Annotated in this window: 18 protein-coding genes and 1 other RNA gene; 18 read left to right on the forward strand and 1 reads right to left on the reverse strand. The window is 35.4% G+C overall.

The features are described from left to right. Positions 1 to 10: 10 nt before the first annotated feature. The 6 genes from gyrA (at position 11) to EG344_RS21340 (ending at position 6989) form a co-directional block, all read left to right on the forward strand. Entirely contained in the window at positions 11 to 2620 is a 2610-nt protein-coding gene (gene gyrA / locus EG344_RS21315; RefSeq protein ID WP_123911315.1) for a DNA gyrase subunit A, read from the forward strand. A 27-nt stretch (positions 2621 to 2647) separates the two neighbouring features. Then, complete coding sequence (locus tag EG344_RS21320; protein ID WP_123911316.1) at positions 2648 to 3673, forward strand: tetratricopeptide repeat protein; 1026 nt, start codon at positions 2648 to 2650, stop codon at positions 3671 to 3673. Between the two features lie 183 nt (positions 3674 to 3856). Continuing rightward, positions 3857 to 4693 carry a 1,4-dihydroxy-2-naphthoyl-CoA synthase gene (locus EG344_RS21325; RefSeq protein ID WP_115925838.1) on the forward strand — a complete coding sequence of 279 codons (837 nt, stop codon included), beginning with the start codon at positions 3857 to 3859 and terminating at the stop codon, positions 4691 to 4693. Positions 4694 to 4767: 74 nt separating this feature from the next. Continuing rightward, complete coding sequence (gene menA / locus EG344_RS21330; RefSeq protein WP_123856035.1) at positions 4768 to 5697, forward strand: 1,4-dihydroxy-2-naphthoate octaprenyltransferase; 930 nt, start codon at positions 4768 to 4770, stop codon at positions 5695 to 5697. A gap of 17 nt (positions 5698 to 5714) precedes the next feature. Then, complete coding sequence (locus EG344_RS21335) at positions 5715 to 6161, forward strand: SRPBCC family protein (protein ID WP_123911317.1); 447 nt, start codon at positions 5715 to 5717, stop codon at positions 6159 to 6161. 141 nt (positions 6162 to 6302) lie between these two features. Further along, on the forward strand, positions 6303 to 6989 hold the full coding sequence (locus tag EG344_RS21340; RefSeq protein WP_123911318.1) for a metal-dependent hydrolase: 687 nt from the start codon (positions 6303 to 6305) through the stop codon (positions 6987 to 6989). Positions 6990 to 7105: 116 nt separating this feature from the next. On the opposite strand, the gene ffs is transcribed toward EG344_RS21340, so the two are convergent. Beyond that, positions 7106 to 7203, reverse strand: an RNA gene (gene ffs / locus EG344_RS21345) — signal recognition particle sRNA small type. 131 nt (positions 7204 to 7334) lie between these two features. Between ffs and EG344_RS21350 the strand changes: the two genes are divergently transcribed. The 12 genes from EG344_RS21350 (at position 7335) to EG344_RS21405 (ending at position 18438) form a co-directional block, all read left to right on the forward strand. Beyond that, entirely contained in the window at positions 7335 to 7937 is a 603-nt protein-coding gene (locus EG344_RS21350) for a DUF4199 domain-containing protein (RefSeq protein ID WP_123911319.1), read from the forward strand. Positions 7938 to 7953: 16 nt separating this feature from the next. Then, positions 7954 to 8904 carry a glycosyltransferase family 2 protein gene (locus tag EG344_RS21355; RefSeq protein WP_123911320.1) on the forward strand — a complete coding sequence of 317 codons (951 nt, stop codon included), beginning with the start codon at positions 7954 to 7956 and terminating at the stop codon, positions 8902 to 8904. Between the two features lie 169 nt (positions 8905 to 9073). Further along, positions 9074 to 9253, forward strand: coding sequence for a hypothetical protein (locus EG344_RS21360; protein WP_123911321.1), 180 nt, complete (start codon positions 9074 to 9076; stop codon positions 9251 to 9253). Positions 9254 to 9498: 245 nt separating this feature from the next. Beyond that, positions 9499 to 9879, forward strand: coding sequence for a hypothetical protein (locus EG344_RS21365; RefSeq protein ID WP_123911322.1), 381 nt, complete (start codon positions 9499 to 9501; stop codon positions 9877 to 9879). 158 nt (positions 9880 to 10037) lie between these two features. Next, complete coding sequence (locus EG344_RS21370) at positions 10038 to 10739, forward strand: GIN domain-containing protein (RefSeq protein WP_123911323.1); 702 nt, start codon at positions 10038 to 10040, stop codon at positions 10737 to 10739. Between the two features lie 257 nt (positions 10740 to 10996). Further along, positions 10997 to 12712, forward strand: coding sequence for a phospho-sugar mutase (locus EG344_RS21375; protein WP_123911324.1), 1716 nt, complete (start codon positions 10997 to 10999; stop codon positions 12710 to 12712). Positions 12713 to 12729: 17 nt separating this feature from the next. Next, positions 12730 to 13626 carry a hypothetical protein gene (locus EG344_RS21380; RefSeq protein ID WP_123911325.1) on the forward strand — a complete coding sequence of 299 codons (897 nt, stop codon included), beginning with the start codon at positions 12730 to 12732 and terminating at the stop codon, positions 13624 to 13626. 27 nt (positions 13627 to 13653) lie between these two features. Then, positions 13654 to 14907 carry a pyridoxal phosphate-dependent aminotransferase gene (locus tag EG344_RS21385; RefSeq protein WP_123911326.1) on the forward strand — a complete coding sequence of 418 codons (1254 nt, stop codon included), beginning with the start codon at positions 13654 to 13656 and terminating at the stop codon, positions 14905 to 14907. A 114-nt stretch (positions 14908 to 15021) separates the two neighbouring features. Beyond that, positions 15022 to 15354 carry a hypothetical protein gene (locus EG344_RS21390; RefSeq protein WP_123911327.1) on the forward strand — a complete coding sequence of 111 codons (333 nt, stop codon included), beginning with the start codon at positions 15022 to 15024 and terminating at the stop codon, positions 15352 to 15354. 136 nt (positions 15355 to 15490) lie between these two features. Then, on the forward strand, positions 15491 to 16477 hold the full coding sequence (locus EG344_RS21395) for a phosphatase PAP2 family protein (protein WP_123856018.1): 987 nt from the start codon (positions 15491 to 15493) through the stop codon (positions 16475 to 16477). Positions 16478 to 16712: 235 nt separating this feature from the next. Beyond that, positions 16713 to 17435, forward strand: a complete 723-nt coding sequence (kdsB, locus tag EG344_RS21400) for a 3-deoxy-manno-octulosonate cytidylyltransferase (protein WP_123911328.1) — start codon at positions 16713 to 16715, stop codon at positions 17433 to 17435. 337 nt (positions 17436 to 17772) lie between these two features. Then, entirely contained in the window at positions 17773 to 18438 is a 666-nt protein-coding gene (locus EG344_RS21405) for a histidine kinase (protein ID WP_123911329.1), read from the forward strand. The last annotated feature ends 2 nt before the right edge of the window (positions 18439 to 18440 follow it).

An 18440-nucleotide genomic window follows, 5' to 3' on the forward strand; every position in this document is an offset into this window, starting at 1 on the left:
AAATTTGTTTATGCAAAAAGAAGGAGAAAGACTGATTCCTATCAACATTGTTGATGAAATGAAGTCGTCTTACATCGATTATTCGATGTCCGTTATCGTTTCAAGAGCGTTACCGGATGTAAGAGACGGCTTGAAACCCGTTCATAGAAGAGTACTTTATGGTATGTATGGATTAGGGGTTTTTTCGAATAGAAAATATTTAAAATCTGCGAGAATTGTTGGGGATGTTTTGGGTAAATACCACCCGCACGGAGACTCCTCTGTATATGACGCGATGGTGAGAATGGCTCAGGAATGGAGCTTACGTTATCCTCAGGTTGACGGACAAGGTAACTTCGGATCCATGGATGGTGACCCGCCGGCAGCAATGCGTTATACTGAAGCAAGGTTGAAAAAAATCTCTGATGAGGTTCTTTCTGACCTTGATAAAGAAACTGTTGATTTCCAGAATAACTTCGATGACAGCTTACAGGAACCGACTGTAATGCCTACAAAGGTTCCTAACCTTTTGGTAAACGGAGCTTCAGGTATTGCTGTAGGGATGGCAACCAATATGGCGCCACACAACCTTTCTGAATCTGTAGATGCCATTTGTGCATATATTGATAATAAAGAAATTACGATCGATGAGTTGATGCAGCATATTGTTGCTCCGGATTTCCCAACAGGAGGTATCATTTATGGATACGACGGAGTAAGAGATGCATTCCATACAGGTAGAGGTAGAGTTGTTCTGAGAGCAAAAGTTAATTTCGAAGAAATCGGAAACAGAAATGCAATTATCGTAACAGAAGTTCCTTACCAGGTAAATAAGGCGGAAATGATCGCCAGAACTGCGGAACTTGTTAAAGATGAGAAAATTCCTGGTATCCACGAGATCAGAGATGAATCGGACAGAAAAGGACTTCGTGTGGTATATGAATTGAAAAACGATGCAATTCCGAACGTAGTTCTAAACCTTTTATATAAATATACAGCTCTTCAGACTTCTTTCAGCGTAAATAACATTGCGTTGGTACATGGAAGACCAGAACAATTGAATCTTAAAGATATCATTCATCACTTTGTAGAGCACAGACATGAGGTAATTGTAAGAAGAACTCAGTTTGAGCTTAAAAAAGCAAAAGAAAGAGCACATATTCTTGAAGGGTTCATGAAGGTGATTGGAGGTCAGGATGCTTTAGACAGAGCAATTTCAATCATTCGTCACAGTGCTAATCCTCAGGCTGCAAAAGAAGGCCTGATCGAAGCATTTGAACTTTCAGAAATTCAGGCTCAGGCAATTCTTGATCTTAGATTAGCTCGTCTTACCGGAATGGAGCTTGATAAGATCCGTGATGAATATGATGCAATTATGAAAGAGATTGCTAATTTGGAAGATATTCTTGCGAGTGAACCAAGAAGATTCCAGATTATCAAGGAGGAGCTGATCGAAATCAAAGAAAAATATGGTGACGAAAGAAGAACTGAAATTGATTATTCAGGAGGAGAAATGTCTATTGAAGATATTATTCCAAATGAATCAGTAGTCCTTACAATCTCTCACGCAGGATATGTTAAGAGAACTTCACTTTCAGAATATAAAATTCAGAGTAGAGGAGGTGTAGGAAACAAAGCAGCTACAACAAGGGATTCTGACTTCCTTGAATATATTGTATCTGCAACGAACCACCAATATATGTTATTCTTTACCGAAAAAGGTAGATGTTACTGGTTAAGAGTATTTGAAATTCCTGAAGGCTCTAAAACGGCAAAAGGAAGGGCGGTACAGAATCTTATCAACATTGAACCGGATGATAAAATCAAAGCATATATTAGAACCAACAACCTGAAAGACTCTGAATATGTAAACCAAATGAGTGTAGTAATGGTAACTAAAAACGGTACCATCAAGAAAACATCATTGGAAGCGTATTCAAGACCAAGGGTAAATGGAGTAAATGCTATTGAAATTAGAGATAATGACCAATTATTAGGAGCTTACCTTACAAATGGTACTTCCCAGATCATGATTGCTACTAAAAATGGTAAGTGTATCCGTTTCCCTGAAGAAAAAGTAAGAGAAGTAGGTAGAGGCTCTATTGGGGTACGTGGTATTGCGATGGAAGACAATGATGAAGCTATTGGTATGATTGTTGTGAATGACGTAGAGAACGAAACCGTACTTGTAGTATCTGAAAAAGGATATGGTAAGAGAACTGCGGTAGAAGACTATAGAATTACAAACAGAGGAGGGAAAGGAGTTATCACCCTAAACATTACCGAGAAAACAGGAAATCTGATTGCTATTCAAAACGTAACAGACGAAGATGGATTGATGATTATCAATAAGTCTGGTGTTGCTATCAGAATGGGAATGGATGAAATGAGAGTGATGGGTAGAAATACACAAGGGGTAAAACTAATCAATCTTAAGAAGAATGACGAAATTGCAGCCATTGCAAAAGTAGAAATGGATAAAGATGTAGAAGAAGATTCTGAAGAGATGGATGGTATTGAAGGAGTTGACGAAACTGAAGGAGAAGTTCAGGAAGGAATGGAGTCCTTATTTGATAACCTGGAAAATGATAATACAAACCCTCAGGCTGAGGAAGATGAGAATTCTGGTTCTGAAGAATAAATGTACAATTAATATAAAATAGTTATTATGAAGAAACTAATTTTAGGTATGGCGATCGTAGCATCTGCTTTTGTTTTTGGGCAGAAAGGAGATGTAAATGCTAAGCTTCAGGCTGCTAACAAAGCTGCTATGGATGCATATAATGCAAAAAATTATACAGCTGCAGCACCTAAGTTTGTAGAAGTTTACGACTTATTGAAAGCGAATGGTCAGGATAATAAGATATATATGTATTATTCAGGACTTAGTCATGCATTAGCTAACGAAAGTGATCCGGCTATTAAAATATACACAGACCTTATAAATTCCGGATTTACAGGAGTAGAAACAACTTATACTGCTAAAGAAAAGAAAAGCGGAAATGTAGTAAACTTGGATAAAGCTACTTGGGAGCTTATGAAAAAGAATTCTGATTATTCTGATTTCAAAACTGAGCAGTCCGCAGGAGTAGAAGTAGATTTATATGAAACTTTATCTTTATTGCTTCTTAATGCTAAAAAATCAAATGAAGCTCTTGTAATCATTGAAAAAGGATTGGCTAAATATCCTAACAATGCCAAGTTGAAAGAAAGTCAGACAACGGCTTATCTTCAATCTGGAAACATGGATAAATTTGTTACTAATTTGAAAGAACAATTAGCGAAGAATCCTAATGATGCAACCAACTGGTATAACCTTGGAGTAATGCAGGCAAAAACTCCGGCTACAGTTAATGATGCTTTAGAATCATTCAAAAAAGCAATTGAACTTAAACCTGATTTTGCAAACGCTTATCAGAACCTTGTATATACTACCATTGGAGATGACTCTAAAATTGTAGCCGATATCAATGCGCTGAGAAAGGACAAGCCGGATGAAGCTACTAAATTAATTGATGCAAGAAGAGAAAGATTTGCAAAAGCTTTACCATTTGCAGAAAGCTGGTATAAAGCAGATCCTAAGAATATTGATGCAGTTAGTACACTAAAGGAAATTTATGTAGTAACTAAAAATATGGATAAAGTTAAAGAAATGAAAGCTAAAGAAGCTGAGCTAAGCGCAGCAGCGAAGTAATCATTAATAATTTAATAATAAAAAGCCGAAACATCAGTGTTTCGGCTTTTGTTTTTAGCAAAAATCAAGATTCATTGCCTAAAATTTATCATTCAAAATTTCTATTCTTTCTGAAGAGGATCGGTAAATTTCATCCCTAGAAATTCTCTGCAATTCCGTATCTTTGAGAAAAATTTTACCAAAATGATCGAGTGGAAAACCGCTAAGGAATACGAAGATATTACCTATAAAAAATGTAATGGTGTAGCGAGAATTGCTTTTAACAGACCGGAAGTACGTAATGCATTCAGACCAAAGACAACCTCAGAATTATATGATGCCTTTTATGACGCCTCTGAAGACCCTTCAATAGGTGTTGTTTTGCTTTCAGGAGAAGGACCAAGTCCGAAAGACGGCGGTTGGGCTTTCTGTAGTGGAGGAGATCAGAAAGCAAGAGGAGACCAGGGGTATGTTGGAGAAGATGGAAGACATCGTTTAAATATTCTGGAAGTTCAGCGTTTGATCCGATTCATGCCGAAAGTGGTAATTGCAGTAGTTCCGGGATGGGCTGTTGGAGGTGGACATTCACTTCATGTAGTATGTGACTTAACTTTAGCGAGTGAAGAGCATGCTATTTTCAAGCAAACTGATGCTGATGTGACAAGTTTTGATGGTGGTTACGGATCGGCTTACCTGGCAAAAATGGTTGGACAGAAAAAAGCCCGTGAAATATTCTTTTTAGGACGAAATTATTCCGCCCAGGAAGCATTTGAAATGGGAATGGTAAACAAAGTAGTTCCTCATGCAGAATTAGAAGATACAGCTTATGAATGGGCTCAGGAAATCTTAGGAAAATCCCCAATGTCTATCAGAATGCTGAAATTTGCAATGAACCTTACCGATGACGGAATGGTTGGACAGCAGGTGTTTGCAGGAGAGGCAACCCGTTTAGCTTATATGACCGAAGAAGCTAAGGAAGGAAGAAATGCGTTTCTTGAAAAAAGAAAACCGAATTTCGGAGAAGATCAATGGATATCATAACATTGGTAATGAGTAATAAATAAGAAGCAATTTTTTTCATTATTTATTACCCATTGCTCATTACTTATAAATTTATGACTGATTGGATAAAAGCCGCAAGGCTAAGAACTTTACCGCTGTCATTAAGCGGGATTATTATGGGAGCTTTCATTGCCAAATGGAGGTTATACAGAGAAGGCGGAACCTGGGATTGGAAAATTTTTGCATTAGCCCTTTTGGTAACCCTTTTATATCAGATTTTATCAAACTATGCCAACGATTATGGCGATGGGGTAAAAGGAACTGATGCAAAGAGAATCAATGAAGCAGAGGCAAGAGCTGTAGCCTCAGGAAAAATTACAGCAAAGCAGATGAAAAATGCTGTTATTCTTTTTTCGGCGTTATCATTTGTTGCTACAATTGCGTTGTTGTATGTGGCTTTCATTCCAAACTATATGAATGAATTCTATATTTTTATAGGTTTGGGAGTAGCATGTATTTTGGCTGCAATCGGATATACAGTAGGGAAGAAGCCTTACGGATATATGGGATTGGGAGATATTTTTGTATTTATCTTCTTTGGATTGGTTTCCGTATGCGGAAGTTATTTCCTGTTTACAAAAACATTTAGCTGGGATATGCTGTTACCGGGAACTGCAGTAGGAATGATGAGTATGGCTGTTCTGAACCTTAACAATATGAGAGATATCGAAAGTGATAAGCTATCAGGAAAGAATAGTTTCGCATTAAGAATCGGATTCAAAAATGCAATGATCTATGAAATGATCCTTTTACAGCTTCCATTGGTACTCATCCTTATCTTTTTAGGAGTAAACGGATTTATACAACAGCAAAATTACTATGTATTCATTGTAATGATCCTATTGTTTCCATTAGCAAAACTGAGAAGAAATATCATGTCGGTAAAAGAGCCGAAAGAATTAGATCAATATTTAAAGCAGGTTGGAATTATGACGTTTGTAATGGCTATTCTTACAGCTGCCGGACTTAATTTATTTAACTAAATCTAAAATAGTATATCATGAGTTCCAATGTCTATGTTGAAGCGCAAATGCTTATCAGAAAACCGATTGAAGATGTTTTTGAAGCATTTATCAATCCTGAAGTAACTACTAATTTCTGGTTTACCAAATCTACCGGAAAATTAGAAGAAGGAAAAACGGTAACCTGGGAGTGGGAAATGTATGGTGTGAAAAACGTGGTAAACGTGCATCAGATTATTTCGAACCAACTGATTAAAACAGAATGGGGAGAGCCTTCAGTACATGTAGACTATGAGTTTAAAACCATGGAAAACGGAACTCTTGTTGTGATTAAAAGCTATGGATTCAGCCAGACGGGTGAAGATCTCCTAAGACAGATTAACGACAATACAGGTGGTTTTACGACGGTTTTAGACGGTTGCAAAGCTTATCTGGAACATGGAATTAATTTGAGGCTTATTGAAGATAAGTTCCCATCGAAATAATTAGAGTAAATAAATAACGCTTTGCGTTTTAAAAAAACACGGATGGCACGAATCTTTTCGCGAATGTCACTCACCTTATGGTGTTATTTGTGAAAGCATTTGAGTCATTTGTGTTTAATAATAATTGAAATTAAACTTACAATGAAAATACAATTTTTAGGGCAAAATTGTTTTCTGTTCACCTACAAGGACAAAACAATTTTAAGTGACCCTTTCTACAACTACAAAAAAGCGGAATCAGGTTTTGATATTGCCGCTCAAAAAATCGACTACATCCTGTTGACCCATGCCCATGGAGACCATATTGCAGATGTAGCAGAAGTATTACAGCATTATCCTGAAGCAACCGTAATTGGAGTGCCGGAAGTATGTGGATATTTTACACAAGCTAAAAATAAAGATGATGTGAACTTAGGAGGATCGGCAAAAATCGACGATCTTAAAATTTCTATGGTTCCGGCTCATCATACAAGTTCTTTCCCAGATGGGAGCTATGGTGGTGTTCCTGTAGGCTATATTTTCAGATTACCTGAAGGTAAGAATGTGTATTTAGCTGGAGATACAGGTGTAATGGCAGATATGGAGCTATTCCCAAGATTATACGGGAATATTGATCTTTCTATCCTTCCAATCGGGAGCCATTATACAATGTGCCCAAGAAAAGCATCTTTTGCCGCAGCAGAATTATTAAAGACTCCAAAAGTAATCGGATGTCACTTTGATACGTTTCCAGCTATTGAGATCAATCATGAAAGTGCATTAAAGCATTTCGCTGATAAAAATGTAGAACTTGTTTTACCAAAATTAGGAGAAACGTTCGAATTTTAATCGATAATAAGACTGAGGTAATATAATAATTAGAAAAATGAAACAGATGCGTAAGGTATTAAAAACAAAAAAAGATAATTATTCAATTACCTCTCTCTTCACTTTAAACCAAAAAAAAATGGCAAGCTACCTAAATCACACCGCTACGACCGATTACCTTTGCTGCGTTCCCACCCTGGAGGATTCTCAGGAGCTGGTTGTTTAGGACTTGCCGTTGCAAAGGTAGGAAATATTTGTAAACTTCAAAACTTTATTAAAGAAAATTTGTCGAAAAAATGCAGTAGTAGAGCTAATCAGCTGACATTTAGGAGGATAATTTTTCAACTTTTTTCTAAAAATTTAAACATGACGAAAAGTCCATCAACACTAGGAATTATACTTTTTATCGCTACAATGATCGTTTTTTTTGTAGTGTACACTTTTTTTTCAGGAATCAATTATTTTGATATCTCACTGAAAGCTAATGCTTTCGTATTGCCTGTTCTGTATGCAGGAGCTGCATTCTGGTCTGTAAAAATCTATTGGAACAACCATAGAGTGGTCACTTTTAGGGAAGCTTTCAAAAGAGCATTCGTTCCGATGTTCATCGGAGGAATTCTTTCGATTTTCAGTATTTATGCTTTTTTAAACTTTGCAGATACCGATGCAAAAAAGCTCTTGAACTATCAATATGTTCAAAGACAGAAGTCGGAATTGGATACAGAATATACCTCTGCGAGAAAAATTTTAAAGCATCAGAAAGATATTGAAGAGCTGGATCAGAAGTATAATGAGAGGCTTCAGAGCTTCAGTCCGGAAGCTGTAAAAGGAAAAGATATGCTTACCGCAAGTCATTTTTCAGGATATTTTGCAGCAATTCTTATATTTTACGTAGTTTTGTCGGTGTTTTTCGGAGCATTTTTCAGAACAAGAAGTATCTATCAGCCCGAAGAAACAAATCAAGACTAATTTTTATTAAAATTAAATGAACTTATCTATAGTTATTCCGTTACTGAACGAAGAAGACTCTCTGGAAGAGCTTTTTTCAAGGATTGATAAAGTCTGCCAAACCAATAGCTTATCTTACGAGATCTGGTTTGTGGACGATGGAAGTACGGATTTATCGTGGAGTATTATTGAGAACTTAAAAGTACAGTACCCTCAAATCCACGCGATTAAATTTTCCCGAAATTATGGGAAATCACAGGCTCTTCATGCCGCTTTTGAAAGAACAAACGGAGATGTGGTAATTACCATGGATGCAGACTTACAGGATTTTCCGGAAGAGATTCCGGAACTGTACAATATGGTGATTCATGATAATTACGATATTGTTTCCGGTTGGAAAAAGAAACGTTTTGATAATGTAATGACGAAAAATATTCCGTCAAAACTATTCAACGCAGCGGCAAGAAAAGTTTCAGGAGTTTATCTTCACGATTTCAACTGTGGTTTGAAAGCTTACAAAAGACAAGTGGTAAAATCTGTAGATGTATATGGAGACATGCATCGTTACATTCCGGTATTGGCTGCCAATGCAGGATTCAGAAGAATTACGGAAAAAGAGGTACAGCATCAGGCAAGACCTTACGGAACTTCAAAATTCGGAACGGAAAGATTTGTTAGAGGATTTTTAGATCTGGTAACTCTTTGGTTTGTAAGTCGTTTTGGAGGAAGGCCTATGCATTTTTTCGGAGCGGTAGGAACCGTGATGTTCATCTTTGGTTTCCTTTCAGCACTGTGGCTGGGAGTATCCAAACTGATTGATGTAGCCAGAGGAATTTATGGCCACTTAATCACTAATAATCCTTGGTTCTACATTGCTTTAACCATGATGATTATGGGAACGTTATTGTTTGTAGCGGGATTCCTGGGAGAAATGATTATCAGGACAAATCGTGAGCATAAGAATTATAATATTGATGAAGTGATATAGTGAATTAAAATAACTGTATTATATCAATTTAAAATAATGGAATCCCTCAGGAAGAAATAGTCTTTTTGAGGGATTTTTTCTGATCTCAGCTTCCTGACTTTTGGAACTGATTCTTTATTTTCCGATATTAGTGTAAGATGAAAAAATAATTTATCTTATCGCATTCCTGTTGTGCATTAATACATTAGCACAGCCCTCCAAACCTTATACTCTTGTGTATAAGGTGAATAAGATGATTGATAAAGAAGGATATGTTGCTGATGAAAAAGCGGATAAAAAAGATGAAGTGAAGATCAGGAAACACATTTACGGATATAATGCCAAAAAAGATCGTGTGGTCTATTTATAGTTTTTATAATTCAGAAGTCACAGAGAATGGAGAATCAGCATTGTATACCCTTGAAAAAAAAGCAGATAAAATAAAATTGAACTTTAAGGGAAGTTATGAAATGAATGTTACTCTCATTATTGATCAGAGAACTTTGCGTTAAAATTAAATAAGTCCTATATAAAGAATATAAAGAAAAGCACCCATAGTAAATAGGGTGTTTTTTATTTATTTTTACTTCCAAAATAACCATTAAATAATATTAAATGCTGAATATAGAAAGACTGTTAATTATTGTAATCCTATTGTTTATATCCTCATGTTCATCTAATAAACTGATAGGTTCATGGGAATTTATAGAACTATATGAAGGAACAGTGCCAAAGATCGATACCTTGAAAAATAAACAGAACCATTCTAAGTACGGAACAGGCATTTTGAGTTTTCATCAAAATAAATCCTTTAATTCTAAAGAGCTTACGGGAAATTACCAAAATAAAGATACCCTGCTGAAAATGAAATACAATGAAGGTAAAGATACAGTAAAAATGAAAATCGCCTATATCAATAAAGAATATTTGCTGTTGTCATCAATCTCTGAGAAACCTAATACATGGTTTTATAAAAGAATGAAATACAAAAAATAGCATTCACCTGGAAACTAAAAAATTGAAAATTATCAGGTATTTTATTGTCAAAAGACAAAGATTTTTAGAAATTTTAATCCTATTTTTGTTAAAAGATATTATTGAAAGTCCTGAAAACTTTCGGTAAATGATCGTCAATAGAATATTTAAAATTAAATATGAAAAAAGTACTATACACATTGATGTTGGTTGCAGTAGTTTCTTGTGGAAAAGTATCTCCAAAAGGAAATATTGAGAAGAAAGATGTGGATGTTCCGGAATTTGTAAATCTGGATCTGACCGGTAAGTTCCGTGTATTTTATGCCAAAGGCCCGAAAAACTTCGTGGAAATAGAAACCTATCCCAACGTAGCGAGTAATCTGGATGTAGATGTAAAAGACAAAACCCTTATTATTAAGGAAAAAAGAGGAACAAAAGGTGTAGATTTTTACAATGTAACCATCTATTCAAAATATAATCTTGAGAAAGTAGCCGTTTCTGACTCAGTAGAAGTGAATATTTCAAGTGAAATTAAAACAGATAATTTCAGACTGAATATGAAAAATAATGCAAGCTTCATGGGATTTGTCAACACAAGAAGAGCAGAGGTAGAAATGCATAACAGAAGCCGTGCTAACTTTTTAGGATTATCCAAAGATGCTGTGATAAAAATTTCCGATACTGCAAGTCTAATTGCTCCTTATTGGAAAATTACCAATCTGAATATCGATTCCAAAAATGGAAACTATGCTGAAGTGAATGTAAAAGACTCTTTGAAAGGAAATATTCAGAATACAGCAAAATTTATTTACTATAATGATCCGATCAGAGCATTTAAAATAGAGAAAACAACAAAAGTTGAGAATAAGAAATTAGATTAGAGGGCTGGAAGATGGGAGCCGGAAGCTGGAGGTAATTCTAGTTTACCAAACTTCATTTTTCACTTTTTAATCAAGCCAAAAATAGAATAATTAAATAAAAGGCAGAAGTCTGAATTAGGGAATGCATATCTTCCATCTCCCAGCTTCCTACTTCCAGCCTGATAAAAGACAAAATAATAAATCAAAAAGCTGAAAGGTTGAACTGGGACAAAAACTACCTCCCTCTTCCAGCCTCCAGCTTCCAAACTAAACTAAATATGAACACATTAGAAAAAGCGAAACTTTGGTTAAGTGAGACCTTCGATGAAGAAACGAGAAAGGCAGTACAGGCATTAATCGACAGCAATTCCCCGGATCTGGAAGATTCTTTTTACAGAGAATTGGAATTCGGAACAGGAGGTATGCGTGGAATTATGGGAGTAGGAACCAACCGCTTAAATAAATATACGCTAGGACAGGCGACTCAGGGATTGGCTAATTATATGTTGGAACAGTTCAAGGGAGAGGAAATTAAAGTAGCCATTGCCTATGATGTTCGCCATAATTCAAAAGAATTCGGAAAACTGGTAGCAGATGTTTTAACGGCAAACGGAATTAAAGTATTGCTTTTCAAAGATCACAGACCCACTCCTGAACTTTCTTTTACGGTTCGTGATAAAAAATGTAACGGAGGAATCGTTTTAACGGCTTCTCACAATCCACCTGAATATAATGGTTACAAAGTATATTGGAATGACGGTGCACAAATTGTACCGCCAAACGATGAAGCGATCATCAAAGAAGTATATTCTGTAAAATTTGAAGAAATCAAATTCAACGGGAATGATGATCTGATTGAATGGATCGGAGAGGAGCAGGATGATGTTTACATTGATGCATGTATTGAAAATTCTACGTACCAGAATGAAGGAAAAGAAAACTTAAATATTGTTTTCACTTCTATTCATGGGACCACTTATACTACGATTCCTAAAGCGCTGGCAAAAGCAGGTTTCAAAAAAGTAGATCTTGTTAAAGAGCAGATGATCCCAAGTGGGAATTTCCCAACTGTAGACTCTCCAAACCCGGAAGAACCTGCTGCGTTGGAAATGGCAATGGATCTGGCAAAAATAACCAATGCGGATATCGTTATCGGAACAGACCCGGATGGTGACAGATTAGGAATTGCTGTAAGAAACCTTGAGGGTGAAATGCAGTTATTGAATGGAAACCAAACCAATACTATCCTTACTTATTACATTCTGAACGAATGGAGAAAGCAGGGAAGAATTACAGGTAAAGAATTCATCGGTTCAACAATAGTAACTTCTGATATTTTCTATGATATTGCCCAAAAATTTGGTGTTGAATGCAAAGTGGGTCTTACAGGATTCAAATGGATCGGAAAAATGATCCGTGAAGCTGAAGGAACTCAGAAATTTGTGTGCGGTGGAGAAGAAAGTTTCGGATTTATGACTGGAGATTTTGTTCGTGATAAAGACTCTTGTGGAAGTATCCTTTTGGCTTGTGAAATTGCTGCTTGGTGTAAAGCTAACGGTAAAACAATGTATCAGTACATGATCGAAATCTATGAAGATCTGGGGATGTACTTTGAAGGATTAATCAATATTGTTAGAAAGGGAAGACAAGGTGCTGAAGAAATTCAGAATATGATGAAAGACTTCCGTGAAAATCCACCAAAAGAATTGGCTGGCTCATTAGTGGAAGAAGTAAAAGATTTCAAAGAGCAGACAAGTCTTACCATTTCTACAGGAGAGAAAAAAGTAATGAACGAAATTCCACAATCTAACGTATTGATTTACTATACACAAGATGGAACAAAGGTTTGCGTAAGACCTTCAGGAACAGAACCAAAAATTAAATTCTATGTTTCAGTAAAAGATGCCATCTCTTCTGAAGCAGACTTTAAAGATAAACTGAAATCATTAGAAGCTAAAATTCAGGCCGTTAAAACAGACTTAAAGCTGGATTAATCTACTGATAAAGAAGAATGATAAAAAAAATTATAGCAGTTTTTATGCTGTCTGTAGCTGTAGTTTCCTGTAAAAAGGAAACTACGGTTTCTGATGTAAAACCTGCAAATGACTCAATAGCTAAAAACGAAACCAAAGAGAATCAGTATAAACCCATTGATACAGCGTGTTCTTCAGAAAATAAAACGGAAGATTATATTACAGCTTTACAATGGTATCGTACTAAAATAAATAAAGAGATTGCAGGAAACAGTCTGGAGCAGAACAATAAAGTGTATGAAGCTTATGTGAAAATCAGAGATAAGTACACCGATTGTTTGAATACGTCTCAAACTGAGGTGCTTGACAAATATATCGATTATCATACAGGACCTGAGACCTATAATCTGCCGGATCACATAAAGAAAATGGCCGCCGAGTTGAATAAAGTAGGTCTTGAATTCCGCGAGATGGGAGAAGGTCTTACAGAAATTCATTCGTTGCCGGGATATTATGAGTCTGTTTTTAAGAATAAGGTAACTCCTGATTATGATGCTTACATCTTACAGAAGGCAAAAGATAATAAGGAAAATTATGCTGTGAATGGTGGCCTCTTAATTACCTGGGAAGAGTTGGGAGACCGATTGATCGCTTGGGAGAATTTTATTAATAAATATCCTAAAAGCCCGTTGATAAAGGCTGCAAGAAATATATATAACGATTATTTGCTGGACTATCTTCTGGGAATGGACAGTGATCGTATTTATGATAGTGAGGAAGGAAAAATTTATGATGATAAAAGAGAAGCATATAACAAACTCATCAAAAAATATCCAAATTCTACTACCGCGAAAAAAACTAAAGAACTAATAGCCGCTTACGATGCCCACGTTCCTGTGGATCAAATAGAAGACAAAATTAATCTGAGAAGATAATATTAGTAAATTTTAAATAAGAATAAAGTGAAAGTTTCAAAATTAGCAGCGAACCTGATCGGTTCTGAAATTGTAAAAATTGGTAACGAAGTAAATGATCTAAAAGCAAAAGGTGCACAAATTGCCAATCTTACTATTGGTGACCTGAATTCTAATATCTATCCTATTCCAGCATTGCTGAAGGAAGAAATTCAGAAAGCCTATCAGAATAACCTGACAAACTATCCACCTGCCAACGGACTTTTATCTTTAAGAAAAGAGGTATCCAAGGATTTAAAAAATAGATGGAACCTGGACTATTCTCCTAATGATATTTTGATTACGGCTGGATCAAGACCTTTGATCTATGCAGTATACAAAACCATTGTAGATGAAGGAGATAAAGTAATATATCCTACACCATCATGGAATAACAACCATTATGCTTACCTTACTTCTGCCAATGCTATAGAAGTAAAAACAAAGCCTGAAACCAATTTCCTTCCTACAGCAGATGATTTAAGACCTCATTTGGAGGGAGCTGTTTTGTTAGCCCTTTGCTCACCATTGAATCCAACAGGAACAATGTTCACAAGAGAGCAACTTTCAGAAATTTGTGAATTGGTAATTGCTGAAAACAAGAAAAGAGGAGCAGACGAAAAACCGTTATACCTTATGTATGACCAAATCTATTCTAACCTTACATTTGGTGCAGAACACGTAGATCCGGTTTCTCTTTTCCCTGAAATGAAGGAATATACTGTATATATTGATGGAATTTCAAAATGTTTGGCTGCTACAGGAGTACGTGTAGGATGGGGATTCGGTCCTGCACACATTATTGATAAAATGAAGGCTCTTCTTACGCACGTTGGAGCTTGGGCGCCAAAACCAGAGCAGGAAGCTACAGCAAAATTCTATGAAAATCCTGAAAATGTAAACGTATTCGTAGAAGATTTCAAAGGAAAACTTGAAGAAAGTTTAAAAGTTCTTCACGGAGGAGTTCAGGATCTGAAAGGAAAAGGTTTAGCGGTAGACAGTATCGAACCGATGGGTGCTCTTTATCTTACCATTAAATTAGATTATATAGGAAAAACAAAACCGGATGGAGCGGTAATTGAAAACTCTTCTGATCTTGTATTCTACCTAATCAATGAAGCAGGGGTAGCTTTAGTACCATTCTCAGCTTTCGGAGAAGATAAATCAGAGCCTTGGTTCCGTGCTTCCGTTGGAGGATTAGCTGTTGATGAGATCAAAGTAATGCTTCCGAAATTGGAAACAGCTTTGAATAACTTGAAGTAACTTCAAATAAATATATACTTCGACTCCGTTTAGCATGACATCGTTAAGGCTTATAAATCTTAATACCATTGTCACGCTGAGCGGAGTCGAAGCATTTTTATAGTTTAATAACTCATGAAATTTCCAAGAAAATCCTTTATTGAAACAAAATATTTATTTTATTCTACACTGGCTATTATCACAGTAGTGATTATCAGTGTTTGGCTTTCCGGAAAAGAAGATCACCGATCTTTATTTCAAAATTCTATCTTATCGACCTCTATTCTGGCAGGAGCATTTTTCCTTTTTATCACGTTAGGATTGTATTTTTTTTCGAACATTGTTATGTGTTTAAAAACGCTGGAAAATGTAAAGGAGATCTGGTTAAAAGCGTTGGACTCAGCTTTTTATACTCATTTCTCTATATTTTATGGGGCTATGGAATCATCTTCTTTATCAATTATATAAACTAAATTAGATGGGTATTTTATAAAAAAATTAAATAAATATTAAAAAATAAGTAAACATTTTGTAGTAAAGTCAACAAGGATTTATCTTTGGGGCTTTTATAAGCTAAGAATAAACAGGGTTGAAAACAACAACGATGAAAAAATTGAGATTTTTGCTGCTGCCAATGTCTATACTGGTATGTTCGCAAGAAGTAGATACGTTACAGGTAAAGGAACTGTCGCCAGTACCAGACTTACCTAAAGTACAAACTTACACTCTGAAAGACGGTTCTGTCAGAACATATCCAAAACCTAAACTTCTGGATTTTGTAACCAAGCTTCCGCGAAATTTTATTGATACCAATAAAGATTTTGTAGCAAAAGATCATGCCTACTATTTAGGAGGTGCCGTTGCTTCAACACTGATCCTTTTGCCTTTTGATCAGAAACTCATCGATAACTCAAGAGAGTTGGGTGAAAGATGGGGTATGGATAAAGATAACAACTATACCAAATTGGGTGGTGTTTTCAAAATTCCTAAAGATATCGGATCTACATTGTATCTTATAGGAAATGGATCTACATTAGTATTTCTTGGAATCGGTTTCGGAGCCTATGGTTTAATTAAAAATGATTACAGAGCACAGGCAACAGCGAGTGGATTAATGGAAAGTTTAATTCTTTCCGGAGTTTTCACCCAAACGATCAAAAGAATCACCGGAAGAGAAAGTCCGTTTATTGCGGAAGAAAACGGAAATAAAGGAGGGGCATGGAATCCGTTCCCAAGTTTTTCAGCATTTGGAAAATATACTTCTAATTATGATGCTATGCCATCCGGACACTTAACAACCTTTATGGCTGGGATCACCGTTATTGCAGACAATTATCCGGATGCTCGATGGATAAAACCTGTAGGGTATACATTAGCCGGAGCTTTATGTTTTCAGATGATGCAAAGTAAAGTTCACTGGGCATCAGATTATCCTTTAGCATTATTAATGGGATATTTTATTGGAAAAACCATATCAAAAAGCAGGTATACAACCTCAGAAGGAACAATAGGAAAAACAAAATATAAATTTGACCTTATGGCATCCCGCCAATGGGAATACAATATGGTAGGCGTAAAGCTATCTTTTTAACAACTGACTCATTTAAATAAAAATCTATACCCGATTCCCACATCTTCAATAAGAATGTGGGAATTTTGTTTTTTTTAAAAGAGATAAAATTATAGCGTTTAATAGAGAATTTGGTTAGAATACCACATTTTATAGAACAAACTAAAATAGTTTTCACTATTTTTGGTCTGAATAAGCCATATCATTCATTTTTTTGGAGATATTGGCTTGAAAAGACTTAATTAATATTTACTGAATGAAAATAATCGCTGTTATCCCTGCGCGCTATGAAGCAAGCCGTTTTCCGGGAAAACTGATGCAGATTCTGGGAGAAAAAACTGTTATTACTACTACTTATCAAAATGTTGTGGAAACAGGACTGTTTGATGAAGTATTTGTAGCAACTGATTCTGAAATTATCCTGAATGAAATCACTAAGAACGGAGGAAAAGCTGTAATGACAGGACAGCATGAAACAGGAAGTGACCGTATTGCTGAAGCTGTACAAAATATAGATTGTGACATCGTTATTAATGTTCAGGGAGATGAACCATTCCTTAAACTGGAACCTTTGAAGCAGTTGATTGAAGTTTTTAAACAAGACGATCAACAGGAGATTTCCCTGGCTTCCCTTAAAATAAAATTGTCCGAAAAAACAGAAATAGAAAACCCGAATAATGTAAAAGTAATAACGGATAATAACGGTTTTGCCCTATATTTTAGCCGTTCCGCAATTCCTTTTCACAGAGAAGTTTCTTATGATGTGAGCTACTTTAAGCATATTGGAGTGTATGCATTCAGAAAAGAAGCTTTATTACAATTTTCTAAACTTGAAATGAAACCCCTGGAGATATCCGAAAAGATCGAATGCATCCGCTATCTGGAATATGGAATGAAAATCAAAATGATAGAAACCAATTTCGTTGGAGTAGGCATCGATACACCGGAAGACCTGGAAAAAGCAAGAAAGCTGATTTAATTTGAAAAACGAGAGAACTTGAGAATAATAATACGACTCATACTTTCTCAGTCTTTTGCTTTTTATCCCAATTCCCCTTATATTTGAATTGATAAATAAGTTTTTGATAAAGGTCTTATTTTATAAGTATTATTTTACCGTTCAGTTTTGAAATTTCAAAATTGTCACCTGTAAAATTTGAAAATAAAATATTATATCTTACAAAAACGTTAGGTTTTAAAGAAGATCCGGGAATGATTTTTAAATATATAAATGAAAATCAGGTTCCTCAAAATAAAAATAGCAAGTTAGACTTGATTTTTAATTCTTCTTTAAATAACTATTTTAATAAAATTAAATGAAAAAAATAATATACTTACTCCTTTTTACCGTTACGAGTTCATTGTACTATGCTCAAACCGCAAAGGAAATTATAGATAAAAATATTGAATTATCCGGAGGTTTAACCAATTGGAAGCTTTTAAACTCCGTATTGCTGCAAGGAAAAGTGGTATTGGGAATTAAGGATGAGTATCCTATAAAAATATATCAACAGCGCCCTAATCTTACCAAAACGATTATTGTAATTGGAGGAAAAGAAACTGCAATTGAAGGTTTTGACGGAAACAAAGGTTATGCGATGAACTATGCCGCCAATAAACTTCAGGTATATCCGGAATATGTACCGGAAAACTTTGATAATGATTTTATTGACTGGGAAAATAAAGGCTTTGATGCTAAATATCTTGGAAAAGAAAAAGTGGGGGAGATTTATTGTCATAAAGTGGAACTAACAAAGAATGTGAATAAGAATATGTATTATTTTGATACAACAACTTACATGCTTTTAAAGGAGATTAAAAAAGAAGAAACGGTAGTATATTCCGATTATAAAAAAGTAGGAAACCTTACGATGCCTTTCAGAATAGAATCTTCAAGTCCTAAAAAAGATGGAGACTATGTGATGCTTCTTAACAGAATAGATATTAACAAGGTCTTTCCTGCCAATATTTTTAAGTTTTAATT

The organism is Chryseobacterium sp. G0162 (assembly GCF_003815715.1).
Classification (GTDB): Bacteria; Bacteroidota; Bacteroidia; order Flavobacteriales; family Weeksellaceae; genus Chryseobacterium.